Annotated in this window: 24 protein-coding genes; all 24 read right to left on the bottom strand. The window is 66.1% G+C overall.

Annotated elements, in window-relative coordinates:
* Positions 1-54: 54 nt before the first annotated feature.
* Positions 55-516, bottom strand: coding sequence for a PTS sugar transporter subunit IIA (locus tag Q5701_RS04345; RefSeq protein ID WP_234853988.1), 462 nt, complete (start codon positions 514-516; stop codon positions 55-57).
* Positions 517-592: 76 nt separating this feature from the next.
* Positions 593-1,168, bottom strand: coding sequence for a ribosome hibernation-promoting factor, HPF/YfiA family (gene hpf / locus Q5701_RS04340; protein ID WP_234853989.1), 576 nt, complete (start codon positions 1,166-1,168; stop codon positions 593-595).
* A gap of 179 nt (positions 1,169-1,347) precedes the next feature.
* A complete protein-coding gene (gene lptB / locus Q5701_RS04335) occupies positions 1,348-2,097 on the bottom strand; it encodes an LPS export ABC transporter ATP-binding protein (RefSeq protein WP_306753950.1) in 750 nt (249 codons plus the stop codon).
* The gene (gene lptA / locus Q5701_RS04330; protein ID WP_234853991.1) at positions 2,097-2,573 is read right to left on the bottom strand and encodes a lipopolysaccharide transport periplasmic protein LptA; all 477 of its coding nucleotides are present in this window, start codon (positions 2,571-2,573) and stop codon (positions 2,097-2,099) included. The genes lptB and lptA overlap by 1 nt, the downstream gene beginning before the upstream one ends.
* Positions 2,574-2,592: 19 nt before the next feature.
* Positions 2,593-3,162 carry a hypothetical protein gene (locus tag Q5701_RS04325; RefSeq protein WP_306753949.1) on the bottom strand — a complete coding sequence of 190 codons (570 nt, stop codon included), beginning with the start codon at positions 3,160-3,162 and terminating at the stop codon, positions 2,593-2,595.
* Positions 3,163-3,165: 3 nt separating this feature from the next.
* On the bottom strand, positions 3,166-4,125 hold the full coding sequence (locus Q5701_RS04320; protein WP_306753948.1) for a KpsF/GutQ family sugar-phosphate isomerase: 960 nt from the start codon (positions 4,123-4,125) through the stop codon (positions 3,166-3,168).
* A 55-nt stretch (positions 4,126-4,180) separates the two neighbouring features.
* Complete coding sequence (locus Q5701_RS04315; RefSeq protein ID WP_306753947.1) at positions 4,181-4,795, bottom strand: ribonuclease D; 615 nt, start codon at positions 4,793-4,795, stop codon at positions 4,181-4,183.
* A gap of 135 nt (positions 4,796-4,930) precedes the next feature.
* On the bottom strand, positions 4,931-5,662 hold the full coding sequence (locus Q5701_RS04310; RefSeq protein WP_306753946.1) for a hypothetical protein: 732 nt from the start codon (positions 5,660-5,662) through the stop codon (positions 4,931-4,933).
* A 97-nt stretch (positions 5,663-5,759) separates the two neighbouring features.
* Entirely contained in the window at positions 5,760-6,392 is a 633-nt protein-coding gene (locus Q5701_RS04305) for a 2-dehydro-3-deoxy-6-phosphogalactonate aldolase (protein WP_306753944.1), read from the bottom strand.
* The gene (locus Q5701_RS04300; protein WP_306753943.1) at positions 6,389-7,267 is read right to left on the bottom strand and encodes a 2-dehydro-3-deoxygalactonokinase; all 879 of its coding nucleotides are present in this window, start codon (positions 7,265-7,267) and stop codon (positions 6,389-6,391) included. The genes Q5701_RS04305 and Q5701_RS04300 overlap by 4 nt, the downstream gene beginning before the upstream one ends.
* Positions 7,264-8,220 carry an aldose epimerase family protein gene (locus Q5701_RS04295; protein WP_306753942.1) on the bottom strand — a complete coding sequence of 319 codons (957 nt, stop codon included), beginning with the start codon at positions 8,218-8,220 and terminating at the stop codon, positions 7,264-7,266. Before Q5701_RS04295 ends, Q5701_RS04300 begins: the two co-directional genes overlap by 4 nt.
* A gap of 11 nt (positions 8,221-8,231) precedes the next feature.
* Complete coding sequence (locus tag Q5701_RS04290; protein ID WP_306753941.1) at positions 8,232-9,074, bottom strand: SMP-30/gluconolactonase/LRE family protein; 843 nt, start codon at positions 9,072-9,074, stop codon at positions 8,232-8,234.
* A gap of 9 nt (positions 9,075-9,083) precedes the next feature.
* Complete coding sequence (gene yjfF / locus Q5701_RS04285; protein WP_306753940.1) at positions 9,084-10,055, bottom strand: galactofuranose ABC transporter, permease protein YjfF; 972 nt, start codon at positions 10,053-10,055, stop codon at positions 9,084-9,086.
* On the bottom strand, positions 10,052-11,065 hold the full coding sequence (locus Q5701_RS04280) for an ABC transporter permease (protein ID WP_306753939.1): 1,014 nt from the start codon (positions 11,063-11,065) through the stop codon (positions 10,052-10,054). The genes yjfF and Q5701_RS04280 overlap by 4 nt, the downstream gene beginning before the upstream one ends.
* Positions 11,065-12,558 (bottom strand): sugar ABC transporter ATP-binding protein, encoded by a 1,494-nt coding sequence (locus Q5701_RS04275; RefSeq protein ID WP_306753938.1) that lies wholly within the window; start codon positions 12,556-12,558, stop codon positions 11,065-11,067. Before Q5701_RS04275 ends, Q5701_RS04280 begins: the two co-directional genes overlap by 1 nt.
* Before the next feature lie 58 nt (positions 12,559-12,616).
* A complete protein-coding gene (gene ytfQ, locus Q5701_RS04270; RefSeq protein ID WP_234854003.1) occupies positions 12,617-13,576 on the bottom strand; it encodes a galactofuranose ABC transporter, galactofuranose-binding protein YtfQ in 960 nt (319 codons plus the stop codon).
* Between the two features lie 57 nt (positions 13,577-13,633).
* A complete protein-coding gene (locus Q5701_RS04265) occupies positions 13,634-15,148 on the bottom strand; it encodes an aldehyde dehydrogenase (NADP(+)) (protein WP_306753937.1) in 1,515 nt (504 codons plus the stop codon).
* Positions 15,149-15,158: 10 nt separating this feature from the next.
* Positions 15,159-16,070: a Gfo/Idh/MocA family protein gene (locus tag Q5701_RS04260; RefSeq protein ID WP_306753936.1), complete on the bottom strand. Its 912-nt coding sequence runs from the start codon at positions 16,068-16,070 to the stop codon at positions 15,159-15,161.
* Positions 16,070-17,812 carry an L-arabinonate dehydratase gene (gene araD, locus Q5701_RS04255; RefSeq protein ID WP_306753934.1) on the bottom strand — a complete coding sequence of 581 codons (1,743 nt, stop codon included), beginning with the start codon at positions 17,810-17,812 and terminating at the stop codon, positions 16,070-16,072. The genes Q5701_RS04260 and araD overlap by 1 nt, the downstream gene beginning before the upstream one ends.
* 8 nt (positions 17,813-17,820) lie before the next feature.
* Positions 17,821-18,807: an AraD1 family protein gene (gene araD1 / locus Q5701_RS04250; RefSeq protein WP_306753932.1), complete on the bottom strand. Its 987-nt coding sequence runs from the start codon at positions 18,805-18,807 to the stop codon at positions 17,821-17,823.
* A 3-nt stretch (positions 18,808-18,810) separates the two neighbouring features.
* Positions 18,811-20,022, bottom strand: a complete 1,212-nt coding sequence (mmsB, locus tag Q5701_RS04245) for a multiple monosaccharide ABC transporter permease (RefSeq protein ID WP_234854008.1) — start codon at positions 20,020-20,022, stop codon at positions 18,811-18,813.
* Entirely contained in the window at positions 20,019-21,551 is a 1,533-nt protein-coding gene (gene mmsA / locus Q5701_RS04240; protein ID WP_306753931.1) for a multiple monosaccharide ABC transporter ATP-binding protein, read from the bottom strand. Before mmsA ends, mmsB begins: the two co-directional genes overlap by 4 nt.
* Before the next feature lie 52 nt (positions 21,552-21,603).
* Complete coding sequence (gene chvE, locus Q5701_RS04235; protein ID WP_306753930.1) at positions 21,604-22,665, bottom strand: multiple monosaccharide ABC transporter substrate-binding protein; 1,062 nt, start codon at positions 22,663-22,665, stop codon at positions 21,604-21,606.
* Between the two features lie 65 nt (positions 22,666-22,730).
* Positions 22,731-23,786 carry a multiple monosaccharide ABC transporter substrate-binding protein gene (gene chvE / locus Q5701_RS04230; protein ID WP_306753929.1) on the bottom strand — a complete coding sequence of 352 codons (1,056 nt, stop codon included), beginning with the start codon at positions 23,784-23,786 and terminating at the stop codon, positions 22,731-22,733.
* Positions 23,787-23,852 lie beyond the last annotated feature (66 nt).

The following is a 23,852-nucleotide window of genomic DNA, read 5'->3' as shown; positions in this document are numbered from 1 at the left end:
TCCTTCCTTGGGTGGAAGCCTTGTATAGGACCGAATCGCCGCCGAGCCTAACCTTTATGCGGCCTTGACGCCTTGGGTGGCCAAAACAGCGTGCAGCGCCACCGGATCATCGTTGGCGCGCAGCTTGGCCCGCAAGTCGGTGTCGCGCAGGGTGCGGGACACCAGGGCAAGCGCCTTGAGGTGATCGACGCCGCTGGTTTCGGGGGCAAGCAAGCCAAAGATCAGATCGACCGGCTGGCGATCCACTGCGTCGAAATCCAGGGGCTTGTCCAGGCGCACGAACAGGCCCACGACCGCATCCAATCCATGCAGCCGCGCATGGGGCAGCGCCACGCCCTGCCCTACGCCGGTTGGCCCCAGGCTTTCGCGTTCCTGCAGCGCGTCCAGAACCTCGGTCGCGTTCAGGCCGTATTCGGCATGGGCCAGGTCGGCCAATTCCTGGAACAGGCGCTTTTTCGACGTTACCTGTCCCAGCGACCGCACGGCGCCTGGTCTGAGGATTTCGGTCAACTGCATGGCTTGCGTCTTTCCCAAGGATCAAGCGCCCCCGCAAAGGCAGGGGCGCATCGGTTCAGGCGTTCCGCCGGCAGCCTCAGCTGTTGCCGCGCGGGTCGATCCAGCCCACATTGCCGTCGTCGCGGCGGTGGACCACATTGACGCCCCCGTGTTTTTCGTTGCGGAACACCAGAAGCGGCGTCCCCGACAGTTCCATCTGCATCACCGCATCGCCAACCGACAGGGTCGGGACACGGGTCTCCATCTCGGCGATGATGATCGGTTGCAGGCCGCTGTCCTGCGCTTCCCACTCATCCTCGTCAGCGGCCAGCACATACGTCCCTGCCTGGCCGAATTCAACCGGCCCCGACCTGTCTTTGTGGTGATCTTTCAAACGGCGCTTGTAACGGCGAAGCTGCTTGTCCATCTTTTCGCGGCAGGCTTCGAATGCGGCATAGATCTCGGTCGCAGCGCCACGGGCGGTCACGTTCAGCCCGGTGGACAGGTGAACCACGGAATCGCACAGGAATTGGTGGGCATCTTTGGAAAATGTCACTGTGGCGTCAGTAGGACGCTGCGAATACTTGTCGATGGTTTCGCCCACTTGCGTCTTCACATGCGTGCTGAGTGCCTCGCCGATGTCGATCTGTTTTCCGCTGATGGTATAGCGCATCGTCTTTCCTCTCGGTTGCCCGTTCCCGTCTGCGCCGGCCCGTCTGCCGGCACAGGGCGGAAACGGGGGTGGCGGGATACGGTTCCTGCCGCACCCGCATGAATCAATCTGGTGACAGCGGATCGGTTCTGTCAACGGGGCGCACGTTCCCGTGAGACGATTTCGTGGGCGCCCTGGCCTCAGGCCAGTTGGAAACCTTCGCCCAGATAGACTTCGCGCACCTTGGGATCGGCGACGATTTCCGCGGTGCTGCCCGACATCAGCACGTGCCCGTCGTGCAGGATATAGGCGCGGTCCACGATGCCCAGCGTTTCGCGCACGTTGTGATCGGTGATCAGCACGCCGATGCCGCGCAATTTCAGGTCGTGGACCAGCCCGCGAATCTCGCCCACGGCGATGGGGTCGACGCCCGCGAAGGGTTCGTCCAGCAGCAGGAAGCTGGGGTCCGAGCCAAGGCAGCGCGCAATTTCAACCCGCCGCCGCTCGCCCCCCGAAAGCGCCATCGCGGGTGCGGCGCGCAGGTGCTCGATGGAGAAATCGCCCAGCAGTTCCTCCAGCCGGTCACGGCGGTGGCGGGGATCCTCGTACACGACCTCCAAGACGGCCATAATGTTCTGTTCGACCGACAGCCCGCGAAAGATCGACATTTCCTGCGGCAGATAGCCGATGCCCATGCGCGCCCGGCGAAACATCGGCAAGCGCGTGGCGTCGCGCCCGTCGATCAGCACCTGTCCCGCATCGGGCGGCACAAGTCCCGCGATGCAGTAAAAACAAGTGGTCTTGCCCGATCCGTTCGGACCCAGCAGGGCCACGACCTCTCCGCGTGCCAGATCGACTGACACGTCGCGGATCACCGGACGGTTGCGATAAGACTTGCGCAAGCCCCGGACCCGCAGCCCGTCGCCCGTTCGCCCCGCCGCACCCCGCATCAGTTGCCGCCCGGTTGCAGGACGGACCGCACCCGGCCCTGGACCTGCGCCGTGCCCGATTCCAGGTTCACCTGCATGGTGTTGCCGGTCAGCACGTTCTGCCCCTGGGTCAGCACCACATCGCCGGTCAGCGTGACATTGCCCGATTCCACGTCATAGGTCGCAGCCTGGGCCTCGGCCGCGTCTTGGCCCGACACCAGGGTCACGTTGCCCTTGGCATCCAGCGACCGGATCCGGCTTTGCCCGCCCTCGGCATAGATCACGGTCACGCTGTCGGCGGATAGGCGCATCTCTCCCTGTCCGATAACGACATTGCCGGTGAATACCGCACTGCCGTCGGCTTGGTTGACCGACAGGTTGTCCGCCGCAACCTCGACCGGGGCAGAGATATCGGCGCGGATGCCCCCAAAGGCGACATTCTGCGCCGCCGCGGGGGCGGCCGCAAGGATCAGGGCTGTCAGCAGGGGGCGCAGCATGGCTTGTCCTTCTGGTGGGTCAGGGCCGGTATATCAGACGGACATCGCCCGAGAAATTCAAGATTGAAGCGTCCTGGCCTTCGCCCGGCGCAAGCTCCATCCGCTGGGCGGTCAAGCTGCCAAAGGGGGCCTGCGCCTGCACGCCCTCCTGCGCGGCAATGCGTGATCGGTCGGTCGCGGCCTCGACACTGTCCGCATCCAGCGTCCACCCCGAGGATGTCGTCATCCGCACCCCTCCGTCCAGCCGGATCGCGCCATCCGACAGCCCGGCCCGGGGCGCGGTCAGGTCGGCGCGCAAGCCGTCTGGCCGGTGCCAGTCCAGCCGCAGGTCGCGGGCGCTGCCGCCGCCGTCAGCGGGCGCGGCCTCGGTCGCGCGCAGGGTCAATTGGGCGCCGTCCGGTGTCACGCCCGCATATTCCGGGGCCACCAGGCGCGGGTCGCGGGCCATCGCCTCGGCATCCACATCGGCATAGGGGATCTGCGATTCGCCGTCTCTCCCGCGCGAAAACAGAAACAGCGTGGACAGCATCGCCAAGGCCAGCAACGGCAGCAGCACGCGCAGCCAGCGGACGGTGCGTGTCCGGTTCATGGGTCAAACGATCCCGGCGCGAAGGCAGTCGTGGATATGCAGGATCCCCTGGGGCATTCCGTCCGCCACCGCAAACAGGCAGGTGATCTTGCGGTCCTGCATCTGCGCCAGGGCGGATTCGGCCAGGGCGTCGGGCGCGATCACGCGTGGGTTCGGGGTCATCACCTCGGACGCGCGGTGGTCCAGCAGTCCCTGCATATGGCGACGCAAATCGCCGTCGGTGATGATGCCGGCCAGATGCCCCGCCCCATCGGTGACGCCGGTCACGCCGTATCCCTTCTGGCTGATCACCAGCAGCGCGTCCGACATTGGCGCATCGGCGGGAACCAGGGGCATATCGCGGTGCATCAGGTCGCCCACCTTGGCAAGGCGGGCGCCCAGCTTGCCGCCGGGATGGAAGGTGCGGAAATGTTCAGGCGTGAATTGCCTGTGTTCCATCAGGGCAACCGCCAGGGCATCGCCAAGCGCCAAGGTCATGGTGGTCGAGGTGGTGGGCACGATGCCGCTGCCGCAGGCCTCGGGCGCGGCGGGCAGGACCAGGGCCACGTCCGCCTGCCGCAGCAGCGTCGATTCGGCCCGCGAGGCGACGCCGATCAGCGGAATCTTGAACCGGCGGGTATGGGCGATCAGGTCGGCCAGTTCCGGCGTCTCGCCGCTGTTGGACAGAACCAGGGCCACATCGGCTTGCGTGACCATGCCCAGGTCGCCATGGCTTGCCTCGGCCGGATGAACGAATTGCGCAGGCGTTCCGGTCGAGGCAAACGTCGCCGCGATCTTGCGCCCGACATGACCCGACTTGCCCATGCCGGACACGATGACGCGTCCCTGCGCGCCCAGGATCAGATCGACGGCGCGGGCGAAATCGCCGTTCAGCCCCTCGGCCAGGACGGCCAGCCCCTGCGCCTCGGTCAGGATCACCCGCCGCGCCGTGTCCAGATAATCCGTCAACCTGCCTGCTTTCATCTTGGTGCAAATATCCTCGGGCACTCCGGGGTCGAAGCGCCCGGCCTTGCCGCACTTAATGCCGGAAGATGTCGTTTTCATCCCCCCAGCCCAACAGGTCCAGATGGGCACGGGCGGGCAGGAAATCGAAGCAGGCCTGCGCCAGGCCCATGCGGTTTTCCCGCCGCAGCCGTTCTTCCAACGCTTCCTTCAGCTTGTGCAGGTGCAAGACATCCGATGCGGCATATTCCAGTTGCGCGTCGGTCAGGTCGGGGGCGCCCCAGTCGCTGGTCTGCTGCTGCTTGCTGACGTCGACATTCACCAATTCGCTGAGCAGATATTTCAGCCCGTGCCGGTCGGTAAAGGTCCGCACCAGCTTTGAGGCGATCTTGGTGCACCAGACCGGCGCGGTCACCACGCCAAAGGCATTTTCCAGGGCGGCAATGTCGAAACGCCCGAAATGGAACAGCTTCAGAACCTTCGGATCGGTCAGCATCCGGCACAGGTTCGGCGCCTCGGTCTGCCCGCGTTCGATCTGGACCAGATGCGCATCGCCGTCGCCCAGGGAAAGCTGCACCAGGCACAGCCGGTCGCGCCGGGGATCCAGGCCCATGGTTTCCGTGTCGATGGCGACGACCGGGCCGAGGGTCAGGTCGTCGGGAAGATCGTTCGGGTAAAGATGTATGCTCATCGCGTCGTCCATCCGGGGCCAGGCTGTGATGGCGCCTCTCTCACCAGAAAGCGGCGCGGCATTCCAGTCTTATTCGCCCGGATGGGCGATGAACCGGCAAGGCAGCCGGGGACGCTGCCCCCGGCCACCCTTTCATCAGGACGACTGGGCCGCCTGCACGGCCTTCATGCAGGCATCTTCGTCGCCCGCTGCAAGCGCGTCGCGTGCGGCCTGGATATGCGCGTCACGGGTCGAGGCATCGCCGGCGGCGCCGGTCGCCTGTTCGGCAGCAGTGGGCTGGCCTTCCTGCTGTGCCTGGGCATCGGCGCCCGACATGGCAACGCCGGCCTGCTGACCGGAGGCGTCTTCCAGCGGCACATGGGATCCATCCTTGGCGATCCCCTCGCTGCCCGACGCTGCGGCAGTGTCCGTTGCCGCAGTGCCTGTCGCAGAGGTGCCCGTCGCAGCAGTATCGGTCGCGGCGGTGCCCGAAGCAGTAGTGCCCGTCGCAGCAGTATCAGTCGCGGCAGAGCCCGAAGCAGCGGTGTCCGTCGCAGTAGTGCCTGTCGTGGCAGTATCGGTCGCGGCGGTGCCCGAAGCGGCGGTGTCCGTCGCGGCGGTGCCGCTGGCCGGGGTATCCGTCGGTGCTGCGCTGTTCATGCCCGCTGCTTCCGCCGTGTCTGCGGCATCGGCGGCTGCACCATCCGTTCCTGCGGCCGCATCAGAAGCGCCTTCCAGCGGTGCAAGAGATCCATCCTTGGCGATCCCTTCGGATGCCGAGGCGCCTTCCGTCAGGCTTGCCAGTTCTGCGGCGCAATCGGCCTGTGCGGCAACGGTCGTCATCGCCAGCAAGGCAGCGCCGACAACCCCTGTGTAAATGGGCTTCATCTGTTTCTCCCGGATTGTATGACACGCCTTCCCCTGCGGCGCTTGGCTTGAAACGCACGCCCGCCGGCAATGTTCCCGGCCGGGTCCGGCAGTTAACTTAAGTCAGGTCGCCCAAGGCCTGCCATGCGGCCATGAAATCCTGCGCCCGCCGGCCGGTGGCCGCCGCATCCTGACCTGGCTTGTAAAGCGCCGATCCCAGTCCGAACCCGTTCGCCCCCGCCCGGACATAGCCCGCCATGGTTGACGGGTCGATGCCGCCCACTGGCAACAGCCGGGTTTCGCGCGGCAGCACCGCGCGCATAGCCCGGACAGCGGCAGGGGGAATCATTTCCGCCGGAAACAGCTTGAGCGCGGCCGCTCCTGACTCGAGGGCGGCAAAGGCTTCGCTGACGGTGCCGACACCGGGGCAATAGGCCAGGGACAGGCGCCGCGCCTCGACCGCGACACGAGGGTCGAAGTTCGGGGCGATGATGATCCGCCCGCCCGCATCGGCGACCCGGCCCACCTGATCCCGTGTCAGCACCGTGCCGGCGCCGACGATCGCATCCGGGGCCGCCGTGACCATGCGCCTGATGCTGTCCAGAGGGTCGGGCGAATTCAGCGGCACCTCCAGGATCGTGAAACCCGCGCCGGTCAGGGCGGCGGCGGTATCCGCGGCCTCGTCAGGTTTCAGTCCGCGCAGGATCGCAATCAGCGGGTTCGCGGCAAAGGCGGTGTCAAGGTCGGTCATGTCAGTCCTCCCATCCGGGCGATTTCCCACAGGCCCCGCCGCGCCATGCCCGGCGGGGCGATCCTTGCTGCAAGACCCATAATCTGGAATGCCGTCTGGTAACGCGCAGCCAGATCGCCGCGCCCGATGATCGTGACCGGGCCGCTTGCGTCCCGCGTCCCTTGCGCGACCTCGTCCCCGATCAGCAGGCCCGACAGATAGTTGGCGATGTCATCCGGGGCCAGCCGGTCCATCAGCGCCAGTGTCCGGGCCGCGAAGATGCGGCCCAGCAGTGCGCCGTCCTGCCGCCCAGCCTGGACCCCGCGCCGAAAGGCATCCTCGCTGCCCGTGCCCGGCTGGATCAGGCGGCCCAGGATGGTGTGATCGCGCAGGGCGGCAAAGACCTCTCCGGTCATCACGGTGCGAAAGGCCACCAGCCTGCCGCCTTGCGCCCAGGCCCATTTGCTGTGGGTGCCGGGCAAGACGAACAGGCCGTCGCCCCCGCCGCCCGCCAGATGGCCGATGATCTCGGTTTCCTCGCCGCGCATCACGTCGGGGGCGGGACCGCCGGGGTCGCTGACCGCGCCGGTCACGAAGTGGACGCCCTCGTGCAGGGTCAGGTTCGCGGCCAGGGCCGCAGCATCAAGGGGCAGCGGCAGATAGGGCGTCTCGACCCAGCCGTTGCGGCTGGTGATCATCCCCGACGCGATGACCGGAGCTGTTCCCAGCCAACTGCCGATCCGGTCCTGCACGGCCTGGCGGAACCCGCCTGGCAAACCGGCCGCGGCAAGAATGCCCGGACCGTCGCCCACGCTTTCCAGCACCTCGCCACCCGCGCCCATCCGCCAGGCGCGGAACGAGGTGGTGCCCCAGTCGATGCCGATCAGCGCCGTCATCGGCTGAACCGGTAGGCCGCGTGGTGGCGATAAACCTGGCCGGGCCGCAGGATCGCATCCGGATAGTCGGGGCGGTTCGGCGCGTCGGGCCAGCCCTGCGTTTCCAGGGCGACGCCCGCGAAACGGTCATAGCTGCGGCCGTCCAGCCCCGGAAGCCCGCCGAAATGCACACCGTCATAGACCTGCAATCCCGGCTGGTCCGTCTCGATCTGCATCCGGATGCCGCTTTGCCCGGTCAGGTCCGCCACCACGCGCGGCGCGGCGGGACCCTTGGACAGGCAGAAGTTGTGGTCGTATTCCCCCGGCACGATCTCTCGGGCCTGCCGGAAATCGAAGCGCGTGCCCTGGACGGGCGCCGTGCCCGGCAGCGGGATCAGGTCGTCGTCGACGGGCAGATAGCGGTCTGCCGCGACGCGCAGCCGGTGGTTGCGCACATCGCCCCCGCCGTCGAGGTTGAAGTAGCCGTGATGCGCCAGGTTGCAAGGCGTCGGCGCATCGGCCTGGGCTTCGATGTCGAAGACCAGCCCGCCTTCGCGCAGGGTGATCCGGACGCGGATGGTCATGGCGCCGGGAAAGCCCAAATCCCCGTCCGCCAGGGCCAGCGACAGGATGGCATTGTCGTCGCGGGCCTCCTCGACCTGCCACAGATGCCAGTTGGTCCCGCGCGATCCGCCGTGCAGCGTGTGGCGGTCCTTGAAGTTGGGGTCGGTCCGGTATTCCTGCCCGTCCAGCATGAAGCGCGCACCACCGATGCGGTTGGCAAAGCGGCCCACGATGGCGCCCATGTAAAGCCCGTCCCCCAGGTAATCCGCCGGATCGGGGCAGCCGAGGACCAACGGATGGTCCACGCCGTCCATCCGCAGATCCTGCACGGTCGCACCCAGCGTCAGCAGCTGCGCGGTCAGCCCGCCGCCGCGCAGCGTCAGCCGGTCCACGCGGCGTCCGTCAGGCAAGTTCCATGCCGTCACAGGATCACCCGGGGTTCGGGCAACCCGGCCAAGCCGCTGTCCAGCAGCCAGGTCGTGCCCTGCGCCTCGTCTGGATTGTCGATCCCGTCCAGGGCGGTCGTGACCAGCAATTGCGTCAGGTCAGGCCCGCCAAAGGCCGGGCACGAGGAGTGCTGTCCGCCGACCTTCCATTCATGGGTCCGCTGGCGGTCGGCATCGAACCGCATGACCGCCCCCTGCCCCCAGATCGCGCAGCAGAACCCGCCGCTGGCGTCGATCACCGCGCCGTCGGGGGACCAGCCCGCAGCGGACAGATCCAGGTAAACCTGACGCTCGCCCACCGGCCAGCCGTCCGTATCCAGCCCCTGCCGCCAGACAATGCCACGATCCGTGTCAGAATAATGCACCGTCCCCCCATCGGGCGAAAAGCAGATCGAGTTCGGGATGGTGATGGGATCCAGCAGCTTGCGGACCTCGCCCCGGTGATACCGATAGATGGCGCCCAAACCAGGCTCTCCGTTCCGGCCCATGGTGCTGAACCAGAACCCGCCCTGCCGGTCGGCGCGGCCGTCGTTGGACCGGGTGGCGGGATTGTCAGCCTCGACCGCGGCCACATCGGCCAGCGATCCAGCGGCCAGTGACAGGATCGCCAGCCCGGTCTCGGTCGCGACCAGCAGCCGGTCGCGGTCGATCCATCCCGCCGCCGAGGCCATGCGGTCCAACTGCCACTCCAAGGGCTTGCCACCGTCCTGCGACAACAGCCGCTTGCCCAGGATGTCGAACCAGAAGAACTGCCATCGCTCGGGGTGCCAGAACGCCCCCTCGCCCAGTTGGCACTGGCGGTTGTCGTGGATCATCATGTCCCCCTTCTATGCTGCCCGGGAAAGCCGCATCTGCGACAGTTTCAGCAGGCCCTTTTGCAGCAGGATGAAGGCCAGCAACAGGATGCCGATGACGATCTTGGTCCACCAGGACGACAGGCTGCCGTCAAAGACGATATAGGTCTGGATCAGCCCCATGGTCAGCACGCCCACGAAGGTGCCGAACATATAGCCCGCGCCCCCCGTCAGCAGCGTGCCGCCGATCACCACGGCGGCGATGGCCGTCAGTTCCGTCCCTACCGTCGCCAGCGAATAGCCCGACCCGGTGTAAATGGAAAAGACGATCCCCGACAGCCCCGCCATCGCGCCCGAAAAGGCATAGACCAGCACCGTCGTGCGGCCCTGCTGGACGCCCATCAGCCGGGCCGCGGCCTCGCCCCCGCCCAGGGCATAGACGGATGCGCCGAAGCGGGTCTTGTGGGCGACGATCATGCCAAGCACGAAGGTCAGGACCATCAGCACCCCGATCAGCGTCAGCCGCCCCTTGCCCGGCATCAGCCAATAGGCCCCTTGCAGCGCCTGATAGAAGGGATGCTGGATGGGGACGGAATCGATGGACAGGATATAGGCCGCGCCCCGCGCCAAAAACATTCCCGCCAGCGTGACGATGAAGGCGGGCATCGCCAGCCGGTCGATCAGGAACCCCATGCCCGCCCCAAAGGCGGTGGTCAGCGCCAGCAGCAGGGCAAAGACCGCCAGCGGGTGCAGCCCCGTGTCGCGCAGCATCACGGCGATGAACACCCCCGAAAACGCGATCACCGACCCCACCGACAGGTCGATGCCCCCCGACAGGATCACCAGCGTCATGCCGACCGCGACGATGCCCAGATAGGCATTGTCGGTCAAAAGGTTGCCCACCACCCGCGTGGACAGGATGTTCGGGAATTGCAGCCAGAAGACCGCATAGGCCAGCAGGAAGATGCCGATGGTGACATAAAGCGGCAGCGCGCGGATGTTCATGTGGGCCTCTGCAACTGTGCGTCGCGTTGCGCGCGGTGGCTGTCGCGCCACAACCGCCATTCGGCGCTGATGCGCGGCGATTGCAGGATCAGGATCACCAGCACCAGCCCGGCCTTGATGATCAGGTTGTATTCCGACGGAAAGCCGATCAGGCGGATGCCGATGCTGATCGTGGTGATGATCAGCGCCCCGATGACGGATGCCGCAATGGAAAACCGCCCGCCCAGCAAGGAATTGCCGCCGATCACGACGGCCAGGATCGCGTCCAGTTCCAGCCACAGGCCTGCGTTGTTGGCGTCCGCTCCACGGATGTCGGCGGTCACGATCAGCCCCGCCAGGGCGGCGCACAGCCCGGATGCGACATAGACCGCGATCAGCAGCACGGTGGCGTTGACGCCTGCCAGCGTGCTGGCGCGGCGATTGATGCCGATGGCTTCCACCAGCAGGCCAAGCGCGGTGCGGCGCATCAGCAGGGCGGCGGCAATGGCGGTGGCGATCCAGATCCAGGTGGGCACGGCCAGTCCCCCCACTGCGCCCGACCCTATCCAGGCAAAGCCGGGATCGGTAAAGGTGAGGATCCGACCCTCGGTGATCAGTTGCGCCACGCCGCGCCCCATGGTCATCAGGATCAGCGTGGCCACAAAGGGCTGGATGCCGACAATGGCCACAAGCACGCCGTTCCACAGCCCCGCAAGCGCACCCGCGCCAAGCGCCAGGATCAGCGCGGCAGGCAGGCCCCAGCCCGCCGCCACGGCCGCGGCGGCGACCGCGCCGCAGATCGCCATGATCGTGCCCACCGACAGGTCGATGCCGCGCGTGGCGATGACCAGCGTCATGCCCACCGCCAGCAGCGCCACGGGCGCGGATCGCTTCAGCACGTCGATGACAGGGCCGACCAGCCGGCCGTCGTTCATGGCGATATTCAGGAAGGCCGGATAAAAGGCCGTCACCACCGCGACCAGGGCGGCAAGCGCGATCAGTTGCGGGGCGAGGCGCTTCAGGATTTCCATCACGCGGCCCTCTCGGTGGCGGCGATGGCCCCCATGATGCGGTTCGGCGCGATCTGGTCCCCCGTCAGTTGGGCGACATGGCGGCGGTCGCGCAGCACGATCACGCGGTCGGATACGGCGATCAGTTCGTCGATCTCGCTGCTGATCACCAGCAGCGACATGCCCTGTTCCACCAGCTCGTGGATCAGCCGCACGATTTCCGCGTGCGCGCCCACGTCGATGCCGCGCGTCGGCTCGTCCAGGATCAGGAAGCGCGGGTTCATCGCCAGCCAGCGGGCCAGCACGACCTTTTGCTGGTTTCCGCCCGACAGGTCGCCGACGCGCTTGTCCCGGCCCGCCGTGCGGATGTCCAGGCGCTTGATGTAATCGTCGGCCAGCCGATTCTGGTCGGCGCGGGGAATGGGCCGCGCCCAGCCGCGACGGGCCTGGAGGCCCAGGATGATGTTCTCGCGCACCGAGAGATCGGCCACGATGCCGTCGGTCTTGCGTTCCTCGGGGACGAAGCCGAAGCCTGCCGCGATGGCGCTGCGCGGGCTGCGCAGGTCCAGCGGACCCTGCTGATCGCGCGCTTCGCCGGAATGGGCGTTGCGCAGGCCGAACAGCAGTTCGGCGGATTCGGTTCGGCCCGACCCCAACAGGCCGGCAAGGCCCACGACCTCGCCCTGTCCAACGGCCAGGTCGAACGGCTCGACGGTGCCGCGGCGGCCGATGCCGCGAAAATCCAGCATCGGCGGACGGGGACCGCGCGACAACGACTGATCGCTCGTCGCGGCTTCCAGTTCACGGCCCAGCATATGTTCGATCAGGCGGACGCGGTCCAGGCTGGCGGTGTCGGCCGTCACGATCTTGCGCCCGTTGCGCAGCACCGTCACCCGGTTGGTCAGGTCGAACACCTGATCCAGGAAATGCGACACGAAGACGATGCCAAGGCCCCGTTCGCGCAAGGACCGCACCACGTCGAAGACCATCCGCACCTCGGCCGCGTCCAGCGATGCGGTCGGCTCGTCGAGGATCAGCACCTTGCCCGACAGCGCCACCGCGCGGGCAATGGCGATGATCTGCTGGATGGCCACGGAATAGGTGCCAAGGTCGCGGTCCACGTCCAGCGACAGCCCGTATTCGGCCAGCATCGCCCGTGCCTCGGCCCGCATCGCGCGGCTGTTTATCAACCCGAACCGGCGCGGCTCGCGCCCGAAGATCAGGTTCTGCGCCACCGTCAGGTTCGGCAGCAGGTTGACCTCCTGATAGACCGTGCCGATGCCCAGTTCCTGCGCATGGGCCGTGGAACGCGGATCGATGGGCGCATCGTCCAGCCTGATGGTGCCTTCGTCGCGGCGATAGGCGCCGGTGAGGCACTTGATCAGCGTGGACTTGCCCGCGCCGTTTTCGCCCAGCAGGGCGTGAACCTCGCCTGCGCGCAGGTCGAAATCGACCGCGTCAAGCGCGCGCGTTCCCGGAAATGTCTTGGTCAGAGACCGGATGGACAGCAGCATGACGCCTTCCCCTTCGTCATGGATGCCGGGCCGCTTGCGCGCGGCCCGGCAAGGGCAGTCAATAGCCCAGGCCCTTGCGGCGCTCGTATTCGCCCGCCGGATCGTCAGCCTGCGTGAACAGCTTGGATTCCGTCTGGATGAACTTCGGCGGCATGGTGCCGTCCTTCCAGTATGCCGCAAGCGCGTCAAAGGCAGGGCCGGCCATGTTGGGCGTCAGTTCCACCGTGGCATTCGCCTCTCCGTCGGCCATGGCCTTGAAGATGTCGGGCACGGCGTCGATGGAGACGACCAGGATGTCGCTGCCTGGCTTCAACCCGGCCTCCTTGATGGCCTGGATCGCGCCCACCGCCATGTCGTCGTTATGGGCATAAAGCGCGCAGATGTCCTTGCCGCCGTTTTCGGCCTGGATGAAGCTTTCCATGACCTCCTTGCCCAGGGCGCGCGTGAAATCGCCGGTCTGGCTGCGCACGATGGTCAGGTTGGCGTGGTCCTTGATCGCGTTCTCGAAGCCGGTCTTGCGGTCGATAGCGGGGCTGGATCCGGTCGTGCCCTGCAATTCGACGATCCGGCATTCGCGGTCGCCGACCTCATTGGCCAGCCACTCGCCCGCGACCTCGCCTTCATGGACCAGGTTCGACCCGACCGAGGTCAGGTACAGGTCATCGGCGCTGTCCACCTGCCGGTCCAGCAGGACGACGGGGATCTCGGCTTCCTTGGCTTCCTGCAGGACCGAATCCCAGCCGGTCGCCACCACTGGGGCCAGCAGGATCGCGTCCACGCCTTGCGCGACGAAGGACCGGATCGCGGCGATCTGGTTTTCCTGCTTTTGCTGCGCATCCGAGAATTGCAGCTGGATGCCGCGTTCTTCGGCCTGCTGCTTGGTCAGCGTGGTTTCCGCCGCACGCCAGCCCGATTCCGATCCGATCTGCGAAAAGCCGACCGTCTCGCCCTCGGCAAGGGCGCCGGTGGCGGTCACGGCCACAAGCGCGGCGGTGCCGAGCAGGGTCTTGATGGTCATTGGTATTCCTCCCTCTCTTATAATCTCGCCGGCCCCGCCGGACGAATGGTGCGGGGCCTAAAGGCCCCGCAAATCCTCGGGCAACAGGGCCTCGGGGATGTTCTGATAGCTGACCGGACGCAGGAAACGGCGAATCGCCATGGTCCCCACGCTGGTCGCGCCGAAATTGGTCGATGCCGGATAGGGACCGCCGTGAACCATGGCATCCGCGACCTCGACCCCGGTGGGCCAGCCGTTCGCCAGGATCCGGCCTGCCTTGCGTTCCAGAAGCGGCATCAGGCGACGCGCCATGTCCATGTCGCCGTCGTCCAGATGCAGCGTCGCGGTCAGTTGCCCTTCCATGGCCTCGGCCACGTCCAGCATCTGATCCTCGCCCGAAACGGTGACGATCACGCCCAGGGGACCGAAGACCTCCTCGGCCAGGGTATGGTCGCGCAGGAATTCCTCGGCCGAGGTCTTGTAGATCGAGGGCAGCGCGTTGCGGCCCTCGGCCTGTGCCTCGAAGATGGGGGTGGCCACGCCCGCGGCGCGGTTGGCGCCGGTGCGATAGGCTTCGGCGATGCCGTCCGACAGCATGACCTGCGGCCCGACCTTGGACAGCGCGTCGCCCGCCGCCTTGGCGAAGGCATCGGCCAGCACGCCCTTGGGCATCACGATCAGGCCGGGATTGGTGCAGAACTGGCCCGCGCCCATGGTCAGGCTGCCCGCCCAGCCTTCGGCAAGCTTTGCACCGCGCGAGGCCAGGGCCTGGGGCAGGACAAAGCCGGGATTGATGCTGCCCAGTTCGCCAAAGAAGGGGATCGGCTCGGGACGGGCGGCGCACAGGTCGAACAGTGCCCGCCCCCCGCGCAGGCTGCCCGTAAAGCCCACGGCCTTGATCAGCGGGTGCTGGACAAGGGCCGCGCCCACTGCATGGCTGTCGCCGTGGATGAAGCTGAAGACGCCCGCGGGCATTCCGGTGGATTGAATGGCGGCATGGATCGCCTCGGCCACGATCTCTCCGGTACCGGGATGGGCGGGATGGCCCTTGACGACGACCGGGCAGCCTGCGGCAAGCGCGGATGCGGTGTCCCCGCCCGCCGTGGAGAAGGCCAGCGGAAAGTTCGAGGCGCCGAAGACCGCGACCGGCCCGATGGGCCGCTGCATCAGCCGCAGGTCGGGACGCGGCAGGGGCTGGCGGTCGGGCAGCGCCGTGTCAACGCGGCGGTCCAGGTAATCGCCCTTGCGGATATGGTCCGCGAACAGCCGCAACTGGCCCGTGGTGCGCCCACGTTCGCCTTGCAGCCGCGCCTCGGGCAGGCCGGTTTCCGCCGTGCCGATGGCGGTGATCGCCTCGGCCCGCGCCTCGATCCCGTCGGCTATGGCTTCGAGGAACCGTGCCCGGTCTTCGCGGCTGGTGGCGGCATAGGCGCCAAAGGCATCCTCGGCGGCCTCGCAGGCGCGGTTGACCAGATCGACCGTACCGGCGCTAAAGTCATGCGCGGTGCCATGAGCGGGCGAGGACTGGAACGTCCCCTCGCCCGTCAGCCATTCGCCTGCGATCAGATGTTTGCCGTGGGGGATGAAGGTCATTGCTGTATCCTCAGAAATTGAAGTCCGCGGCGATGTTGCGCCGCCCGAGGGTGAAGGCATCGGCCACAAGCACCATGGGTGCAAGGTCCGTGTCGGATTTTCCTGCGGCAACCAGCTTTGCCATCTGTGCATAGAGCGCGGGATATTCGCCCATGATGTCATCGACGCCCTGGATGTGCCGCCCATCGACCTCCAGCCGGTTTCCGCCCATCCGCAGGGCAAGCTGCCCGGCGTCTGTCTCAAATTCCATGTCCCAGGTTTGCGGGCCTTCCTGGCGGAAATCGAAATCGGCGCTGATCCCCTGGCTGAATGTCAGGCGCGCGGCGATGGGGGCCTGCCGGTTGGCCGGGAAATCCAGGTCGGCGGACAGCAGGCGCAGGGGCTGGGGCAGGATTTCGGTCAGGATCGACAGGGCGTTGATGCCGGGATCAAAGACGCCCATGCCGCCGGGCTCGAAAATCCAGTCCTGGCCGGGATGCCATTTGCGCACATCCTCGCGCCAGGTGATGCGGCCTCCCCGGATCGTTTTCCCGGCAAGCCAGTCACGCCCTGCGGCCACGGCCATCGCCATGCGCGAATGCCAGGTGGCAAAGATCGTGACGCCCTGCCGATCTGCCAGATCGCACAGCGCATGAACCTCGGCCAGGGTCGCGCCGGGGGGCTTTTCCAGCATCAGGTGACGGCCCGCGCGCAGCACCGCCTGGGCCGCATCGAAGCGCGGCACGGGGGGCAGGCACAGGCTGACGACCGGAATGTCGGGGCGCGCGTCCAGCATGGCACCGATGTCGGCAAAGGCCTCGACACCCTCGACCGTGCCACGGCGGCTGACGGTGGCGGCCAGTTCCCAGTCCGGGCTGGCGTTCAGCGCAGGGACGTGCTGGTCCAGGGCGATCTTTCCGATGCCGACAAGCGCGATCTTCATCAGTGGCTGTCCTTCCCGACCGCATTGCCCCGGCAGCCTTTCAGGAAGTCCAGATCCGCGCCGGTATCCGCCCCTTCGACATGGGCCTGGTGCAGCCAGGCATAGCCGCTGGCCGGCAGGTCATGGCTGGGGCGCCACGCGGCCAGGCGCGCGGCCAGTTCCTCGTCCGGGATATCCAGGTGCAGGCGGCGGTTCGGCACGTCCAGTTCGATTATGTCGCCGTCGCGGACCACGGCCAGGGGGCCGCCCGCCGCAGCCTCGGGACTGGTGTGCAGGACCACGGTGCCATAGGCCGTGCCCGACATGCGCGCGTCGGAAATGCGCACCATGTCGGTGATGCCCTTGCGCAGCACCTTGGGCGGCAGGCCCATGTTGCCCACCTCGGCCATGCCGGGATAGCCCTTGGGACCGCAGTTCTTCATCACCATCACGCAGGTTTCGTCGATATCCAGCGCCTCGTCCTCGATCCGGGCCTTGTAGTCGTCGATGTCCTCGAACACGACCGCGCGGCCGCGATGGACCAGCAGATGCGGACTGGCGGCAGAGGGCTTGAGCACCGCGCCCTTGGGCGCGAGGTTGCCGCGCAGCACCGCGATGCCGCCCTGGGCCATCAGCGGGCGATCGGCGGGCAGGATCACATCCTCGTTCCAGTTGACGACATCCTTGACCTCGTCCCAGATCGAGGCACCGCTGACGGTCAGCGCGTCCTTGTGCAGCAGCCCGGATTCGCCCAGGCGCTTCAGCACCACCGGCAGGCCGCCGGCATAGAAGAACTCCTCCATCAGGTATTGGCCGGACGGCATGAGGTTCACGATGGTCGCCACGTCGCGGCCGCAGCGGTCCCAGTCGTCTAGGGTCACATCGACGCCCACTCGGCCCGCGATGGCCAGCAGGTGGATGACGGCATTGGTGGATCCGCCAATGGCGCCGTTGGTGCGGATGGCGTTTTCAAAGGCTTGGCGGGTCAGGATGTCGCTGGGCTTCAGGTCGTCCTTGACCATCTGCACGATCCGGCGGCCCGAAAGCTGCGCCATGACGCGGCGGCGCGAATCCACCGCCGGGATCGCGGCATTGCCCGACAGCGCCATGCCAAGCGCCTCGGCCATGGATGCCATCGTCGAGGCCGTGCCCATGGTGTTGCAGGTGCCCGAGGACCGGGACATCGATGCCTCGGCCTCCAGGAACTCCTCCTGCGTCATCTCACCCGCCTTCACGGCTTCCGAGAACTTCCACAGATGCGTGCCAGAACCCACGCGCTCGCCCCGGAAATAGCCGTTCAGCATCGGCCCGCCGGTGACGACGATGGACGGGATGTCGCAGGACGCGGCCCCCATCAGCAGCGACGGCGTGGTCTTGTCGCAGCCCACCAGCAGGACCGCGCCGTCCATGGGCTGGCCCCGGATGGTTTCCTCGACCGCCAATGCGGCAAGGTTGCGGAACATCATCGCCGTCGGGCGGAAGGTGTTTTCCGATGCCGAAAAGACCGGCACCTCGACCGGAAAGCCGCCGGCCTCCCAAACGCCCGCCTTCACCTTTTCGGCCAGTTCGCGCAGATGGCCGTTGCAAGGCGTCAGGTCGGCCCAGGTGTTCAGGATGCCGATCACGGGGCGCCCGTCGAACAGGTCATGGGGCCAGCCCTGGTTCTTCATCCACCCCCGATGATAGATCGTGTCGCGCGAGGTGCCGCCATACCAATGCTGGGAACGAAGCTGGCGGGGCCAGGGGGCGGGTGTAAAGGTCATTTTCGGCCTCAAAGTGTGGCGACGGCGACAAGGGCTTCGCCGTTCTGCTGGTCAAGCGGGTTTGAAAGCGGCAGGCCGAAGGCCGGGGATTCGATCTGGAAGACATCGCCCGCCTGTGCCTTAATGCCGTCGGCGAATGACAGGGTGGCGGTGCCGAAGAAATGCACATGCACGTCGCCGGGGCAGCGGAACAGCGCGTACTTGAAGTGATGGTGTTCCAGGTTTGCCAGCGAATGGGACATGTTGGATTCGCCCGACAGAAAAGGCTTTTCCCAGATCGCCCGGCCATTCCGCAGGATGCGGCTGGTGCCCTCGACATGCTGCGGCAGATCGCCCACCAGCATTTCGGGTCCGTAACTGGCAGGCCGCAGCTTGGAATGGGCAAGCCACAGGTAATTGCCGCGTTCGGTCACATGGTCGGAAAATTCGTTCGCAAGCGCAAAGCCCAGGCGAAAGGGCGTGCCGTCCGGGCCGATCAGGTAAAGGCCCGCGATTTCCGGCTCCTCTCCCGCGTCCAGGGCAAAGCCGGGCGAGACAAGAGCCGCGCCAGGCGCGACCGCGTTCACGCCATTGCCCTTGTAGAACCATTCGGGCTGCACGCCGGCCGCCCCGCCTTGCGGCTTGCCGCCTTCCAGGCCCATGCGGAACATCTTCATGCTGTCGGTCAGGGATTCCGCATCCGATTTCGCGTGCATGGAATTGCGCGTGGCCGCGCTGCCCAGATGCGTCAGCCCGGTGCCGGTCAGGTGCAGATGCGCCGTGTCATCGTGATCCAGCGGCAGCAGCACCCGGCTGTCAGCCAGGGCGGCTGCCAGATCGACGGCCTCACCCCGACCCCGCGCCAGAACCTCGGCTTCCAATCCCCGGCCGGCGGCAATGGCGGCCCAGGCCAGATCGCGGGTAGAGGTGGCGCCCGGCACGATCCACGCGCGGTCGTCCGTCCGTGCGGCGACAGCCCGGTCGCCGCCGGGGCTTTTCAGTTGCGACAGAAACATGGCTCAGCCTTGCTTGTTCTTGTTGTAAACGTCGAAGATCACGGCGGCCAAAAGCACCAGCCCCTTGATCACCTGCTGATAGTCGATGCCGATTCCCATGATCGACATCCCGTTGTTCATCACGCCCATGATCAGCGCGCCGACCACGACGCCGATGATGCGCCCCGACCCGCCCGTCATCGACGCCCCGCCGATGAACACAGCCGCGATCACGTCCAGTTCGAAGCCCACGCCCGCCTTTGGGGTGGCGCTGTTCAGGCGCGCCGTGACGATCATCCCGGCCAGGGACGCCAGCACGCCCATGTTGACGAAGGTGAAGAAGACCAGCCGTTCGGTCTTGATGCCCGACAGCTTCGCCGCCTTCTCGTTCCCGCCCAGGGCATAGATGCGCCGCCCGGTGGTCGTGCTTTCGGTGAAGAAGGCATACAGCACGATCAGCACCGACATGATCAGCAGCACATTGGGCAGTCCCCGGAAGCTGGCAAGCTTCCAGCCCACGAACAGCAGCGCGATCACCACCACGGCATTGCGCGCCCAGAAAAAGCCCGCGGGTTCGGGCGCGATGCCGAATTCGGCTTCACGCGCCCGGCCCCGGACACCCGCCCAGACAATGGCAGCGGCGGCAAGGCCCACAAGGACCAGCGCCGTGAAGTTGGGCTTGTCCGGGCCGAACAGGTCGGGAATGAAGCCGGTGGACAGCGACTGGAAGGACCGCTCGAACGGGCCGATGTTCTGGCCGCCCAGCAGCCACAAGGTCAGGCCGCGAAACACCAGCATCCCCGCCAGCGTCACGATGAAGGACGGGATGCGCCAATAGGCGATCCAGTATCCCTGGGCCGCGCCGATCAGGCCGCCCACGACCAGCACCATGGGGATCACCATCAGCACCGGCAACTGCATCTTGACCAGCAGCATGGACGCCACCGCCCCGGTGAAGGCCGCCACCGACCCCACCGACAGGTCGATATGACCCGCCACGATCACCAGCAGCATCCCAAGTGCCATGATGATGACATAGGAGTTCTGCAGGAACAGGTTGGTGATGTTCTGCGCGGACAGGAAATCGACGCCCTGGGTCGCGCGCACCATGATGAAGAAGAACAGGACAATGGCCACCAGAGCCAGCATCATCCCGTTTTCGCGCAGGTGGCTGCCCAGATGGGCGCCGATGCCTGTCTTTGCCCTTGCGGGTTTGTCCGTCTCGGCAGTGCTCATGCGGCCTCCCCCTTCATTCCGTCTTGCAGGATCAGGGCCATGATCCGTTCCTGGCTGGCCTCGGCTTGGGCCAGTTCACCGGCGATCCGGCCCTCGTTCATCACATAAATGCGGTCGCACATGCCCAGAAGCTCGGGCATTTCCGAACTGATCATGACGACGCCGTGGCCCTGGGCCGCAAGCTCGTTCATGATGTTGTAGATTTCGAACTTGGCGCCCACGTCGATGCCGCGGGTGGGTTCGTCCAGGATCAGCACCTTGGGATCGGTGAACAGCCACTTGGACAAGACCACCTTCTGCTGGTTGCCGCCCGACAGGTTCACGACCCGCTGGAAGACGCTGGGCGTGCGGATGTTCATGGCCTTGCGGTATTTCTCGGCCACCTGCTGTTCGCGCCCGCGCGACAGGACCGCCCCCTTGGAGATACCTTCCAGGTTCGCCAGGGATATGTTGCGCAGGATCGGCTCGTCCAGGATCAGGCCCAGGGCCTTGCGATCCTCGGTCACATAGGCCAGCCCCGCGTCGATGGCTTTCGACACCGTCGACAGATCGGGCTTGGCACCTGCCAGCGTCACCTCGCCCTTGATGTCGCGGCCATAGCTGCGGCCGAACAGGCTCATGGCGAATTCCGTGCGCCCCGATCCCATCAGGCCTGCGATGCCCACGATCTCGCCCTTGCGCACCGACATGGATACGTCGCGGATCACCTGGCGAGGCTGGTCGGGATGCATGACGGACCAGTTGCGCACCTCCATCAGCATTTCGCCGATCTTCGGCGTGCGGTCGGGATAACGGTGGGCCATGTCGCGCCCAACCATGTCGCGGATGATGCGGTCCTCGTTGATCTCGCTGCGGTCAAGCGTGGAGACCGTCGATCCGTCGCGGATCACGGTCACGCGGTCGGCGACGCGGCGGATTTCGTTCAGCTTGTGGCTGATGATGATCTGGGTGACGCCCTGCGCCTTCAGTTCCAGCATCAGGTCCAGCAGCTTCTGGCTGTCGTTTTCCTGCAGCGCGGCGGTGGGTTCGTCCAGGATCAGCAGGCGCACGTTCTTGGCAAGCGCCTTGGCGATTTCCACCAGCTGCTGCTTGCCGACGCCCAGCTTTTCGACCTTGGTGGTCGGCGCCTCGGTCAGGCCGACCTTGCGCAGCAGTTCCCCGGTCTTCTGATAGGCCAGCGGCCAGTTGATCACGCCGCCGGTCGCGACCTCGTTGCCCAGAAACAGGTTCTCGGCCACCGACAGCAGCGGCACCAGGGCCAGTTCCTGGTGGATGATGACGATGCCCGCGTGTTCGCTGTCGCGGATGTCGCGGAACCGCGTGGGCTTGCCGTCATACAGGATTTCGCCGTCATAGCTGCCATGGGGATAAACACCCGACAGCACCTTCATCAGCGTCGATTTTCCCGCGCCGTTTTCGCCGCAGATGGCGTGGATCTCGCCTTCGCGCACGGACAGGTTCACATTGCTCAGCGCCTTGACGCCGGGAAACGTCTTGGTGATGTCCTGCATCTCAAGGATGGCCGTCATCGCGTTCCTCCCATCGTGAAGCGGTCCCAGCGCGGGCCGGGACCGCCGGGGCTTATTTCAACTGGTCTTCGGTGTAATAGCCCGAGTCGACCAGAACCTCTTTCCAGTTCGCCGCCGTGACCGCGACAGGCTCCAGCAGGAAGGACGGCACGACCTTGACGCCGTTGTCATAGGTCTCGGTGTCGTTCACCTCGGGTTCCTTGCCTTCCAGCATGGCGTTGACCATGCCGACCGTGACCTTGGCAAGCTCGCGCGTATCCTTGAAGACCGTCGAGTACTGTTCGCCGTCGATGATCGCCTTGATGCCGGGGATTTCCGCGTCCTGGCCGGTGATGATCGGCATCTTCGTGTCGCCCGAGCCGTAGCCCACGCCCTTGACGGACGAGATGATCCCGCGCGCCAGCCCGTCATTCGCCGACAGGACGCCATGAACCTCCTTGTCGCCGTAATTCGCGGACAGGATGTTGTCCATCCGCGACTGCGCCGTGGCCGCGTCCCAACGCAGCGTGCCGACCTTGTCGAGCCCCATCTGCCCCGAGGGAATGACGACCTCTCCGCTGTCGATCAGCGGCTGCAGCACGCTCATCGCGCCGTCATAGAAGAAATAGGCGTTGTTGTCGTCGGGGCTGCCGCCGAACAACTCGACATTCCAGGGCTTCTGGTCCGGAAAACGCTCCTTCAGGCCTTCCACGAGAGAGGTGCCCTGCTGGACCCCGACCTTGAAGTTGTCGAAGGTGGCGTAATAATCGACATTCGGCGTGTCGCGGATCAGCCGGTCATAGGCGATGACCTTGATGTCCGCCGCCTTGGCGCTTTCCAACGCGTTCGACAGCGTGGTGCCGTCCAGCGCCGCGATGACCAGCACCTTCGAGCCCGTGGTAATCATGTTCTCGATCTGGCTCAGCTGCGCCGGGATGTCGTCATTGGCGTATTGGAGGTCGGTCTGATACCCGGCCTCCTGAAACTGCTTGACCATGTTCTCACCGTCCGCAACCCAGCGCGCGGTGATCTTTTCGGGCATCGAGATGCCCACTTTTTCGTCGGCCGCCACCGCAGCCAGCGGGACCGCCATCGCCATCGCGGCAACGGTCAGCATCTGTCTCAGCTTCGTCATTCGCATCCCCTCCCAAGGTGCCGGTGACCGGGGGGCGGAACCCTTTGGCCCGCGCCCCGCAAGCATCACTTCAACTGGTCTTCGGTGTAATAGCCGGACCCGACCAGCACGTCCTTCCAGTTGTCCTTCGTCACCGGCAAAGGCTCCAGCAGATAGGACGGGACGACCTTGACGCCGTTGTCATAGGTTTCGGTGTCGTTGATCTGCGGCTCGGTCCCCTTCAGGACAGCGTCCACCATGCCCACCGTGACCTTGGCCAGCTCGCGGGTGTCCTTGAAGATGGTCGAATACTGCTCGCCTGCCTCGATGGACTTCACCGACTGCACCTCGGCGTCCTGGCCGGTGACGATGGGCATCTGCATGTCGCCCGACCCATAGCCCACGCCCTTGAGCGACGACAGGATGCCGATGGACAGCCCGTCATAGGGCGACAGCACGCCATGAACCTGCTTGTCGCCATAGTTCGAGGACAGGAGGTTATCCATCCGCGACTGCGCGACCGCCGGATCCCAGCGCAGCGTGCCCACGGTTTCCATGCCCGTCTGGCCCGACCCGATCACGATGGACCCGTCGTCGATCAGCGGCTGCAATACCGACATCGCGCCGTCATAGAAGAAGAAGGCGTTGTTGTCGTCGGGGCTGCCGCCGAACAGTTCGACATTCCAAGGCTTCACGTCCGGGAAGCGTTCCTTCAGGCCATCGACCAGCGTGGTCGCCTGCTGGACGCCCACCTTGAAGTTGTCAAAGGTCGCGTAATAGTCCACGTGCTCCGACCCGCGGATCAGCCGGTCATAGGCGATGACCTTGATGTCGGCAGCGGCGGCGTTTTCCAGCGCGTTCGACAGGGTGGTGCCGTCGATGGCGGCGATCACCAGAACGTTCACGCCCTTGGTGATCATGTTCTCGACCTGGGCCAACTGGTTCGGGATGTCATCCTCGGCATATTGCAGGTCGGTGTCATAGCCCGCTTCCTGCAACTGCTTGACCATGTTGTTGCCGTCGTCGATCCAGCGGGCCGAGGATTTCGTCGGCATGGCGATGCCGATGGTTTCGGCCATGGCGCCGGTGGCAAGCCAAGATACCCCGATCGCCAGCGCGACCGCAGCGGTTCTGAACTTCATCTGTATCCTCCCTTGCGCGGCATCGTTGGCTGCGCATCCTCCATAGGTCAGAAAGTTCTAGCGCAG

This window comes from Paracoccus actinidiae (genome assembly GCF_030863885.1).
GTDB lineage: Bacteria > Pseudomonadota > Alphaproteobacteria > Rhodobacterales > Rhodobacteraceae > Paracoccus > Paracoccus everestensis.
Note: the sequence above shows the minus strand (reverse complement) of the source record. Positions and strands in the feature narration are given on the sequence as shown.

Coding starts and splice junctions, on each gene's coding strand:
- Q5701_RS04275 (WP_306753938.1), bottom strand. CDS start 12,558: ATGCTGCTGTCCATCCGGTCTCTGACCAAGACATTTCCGGGAACGCGC.
- Q5701_RS04310 (WP_306753946.1), bottom strand. CDS start 5,662: ATGAAGCCCATTTACACAGGGGTTGTCGGCGCTGCCTTGCTGGCGATG.
- yjfF (WP_306753940.1), bottom strand. CDS start 10,055: ATGAACATCCGCGCGCTGCCGCTTTATGTCACCATCGGCATCTTCCTG.
- lptB (WP_306753950.1), bottom strand. CDS start 2,097: ATGCGGGGTGCGGCGGGGCGAACGGGCGACGGGCTGCGGGTCCGGGGC.
- hpf (WP_234853989.1), bottom strand. CDS start 1,168: ATGCGCTATACCATCAGCGGAAAACAGATCGACATCGGCGAGGCACTC.
- Q5701_RS04300 (WP_306753943.1), bottom strand. CDS start 7,267: ATGACGGCGCTGATCGGCATCGACTGGGGCACCACCTCGTTCCGCGCC.
- Q5701_RS04265 (WP_306753937.1), bottom strand. CDS start 15,148: ATGACCTTCATCCCCCACGGCAAACATCTGATCGCAGGCGAATGGCTG.
- lptA (WP_234853991.1), bottom strand. CDS start 2,573: ATGCTGCGCCCCCTGCTGACAGCCCTGATCCTTGCGGCCGCCCCCGCG.
- Q5701_RS04315 (WP_306753947.1), bottom strand. CDS start 4,795: ATGAGCATACATCTTTACCCGAACGATCTTCCCGACGACCTGACCCTC.
- Q5701_RS04305 (WP_306753944.1), bottom strand. CDS start 6,392: ATGACCGACCTTGACACCGCCTTTGCCGCGAACCCGCTGATTGCGATC.
- Q5701_RS04290 (WP_306753941.1), bottom strand. CDS start 9,074: ATGATGATCCACGACAACCGCCAGTGCCAACTGGGCGAGGGGGCGTTC.
- Q5701_RS04325 (WP_306753949.1), bottom strand. CDS start 3,162: ATGAACCGGACACGCACCGTCCGCTGGCTGCGCGTGCTGCTGCCGTTG.
- chvE (WP_306753930.1), bottom strand. CDS start 22,665: ATGACGAAGCTGAGACAGATGCTGACCGTTGCCGCGATGGCGATGGCG.
- Q5701_RS04280 (WP_306753939.1), bottom strand. CDS start 11,065: ATGGAAATCCTGAAGCGCCTCGCCCCGCAACTGATCGCGCTTGCCGCC.
- Q5701_RS04320 (WP_306753948.1), bottom strand. CDS start 4,125: ATGAAAGCAGGCAGGTTGACGGATTATCTGGACACGGCGCGGCGGGTG.
- araD1 (WP_306753932.1), bottom strand. CDS start 18,807: ATGTTTCTGTCGCAACTGAAAAGCCCCGGCGGCGACCGGGCTGTCGCC.
- ytfQ (WP_234854003.1), bottom strand. CDS start 13,576: ATGACCATCAAGACCCTGCTCGGCACCGCCGCGCTTGTGGCCGTGACC.
- chvE (WP_306753929.1), bottom strand. CDS start 23,786: ATGAAGTTCAGAACCGCTGCGGTCGCGCTGGCGATCGGGGTATCTTGG.
- Q5701_RS04345 (WP_234853988.1), bottom strand. CDS start 516: ATGCAGTTGACCGAAATCCTCAGACCAGGCGCCGTGCGGTCGCTGGGA.
- mmsA (WP_306753931.1), bottom strand. CDS start 21,551: ATGACGGCCATCCTTGAGATGCAGGACATCACCAAGACGTTTCCCGGC.
- Q5701_RS04260 (WP_306753936.1), bottom strand. CDS start 16,070: ATGAAGATCGCGCTTGTCGGCATCGGAAAGATCGCCCTGGACCAGCAC.
- mmsB (WP_234854008.1), bottom strand. CDS start 20,022: ATGAGCACTGCCGAGACGGACAAACCCGCAAGGGCAAAGACAGGCATC.
- araD (WP_306753934.1), bottom strand. CDS start 17,812: ATGACCTTTACACCCGCCCCCTGGCCCCGCCAGCTTCGTTCCCAGCAT.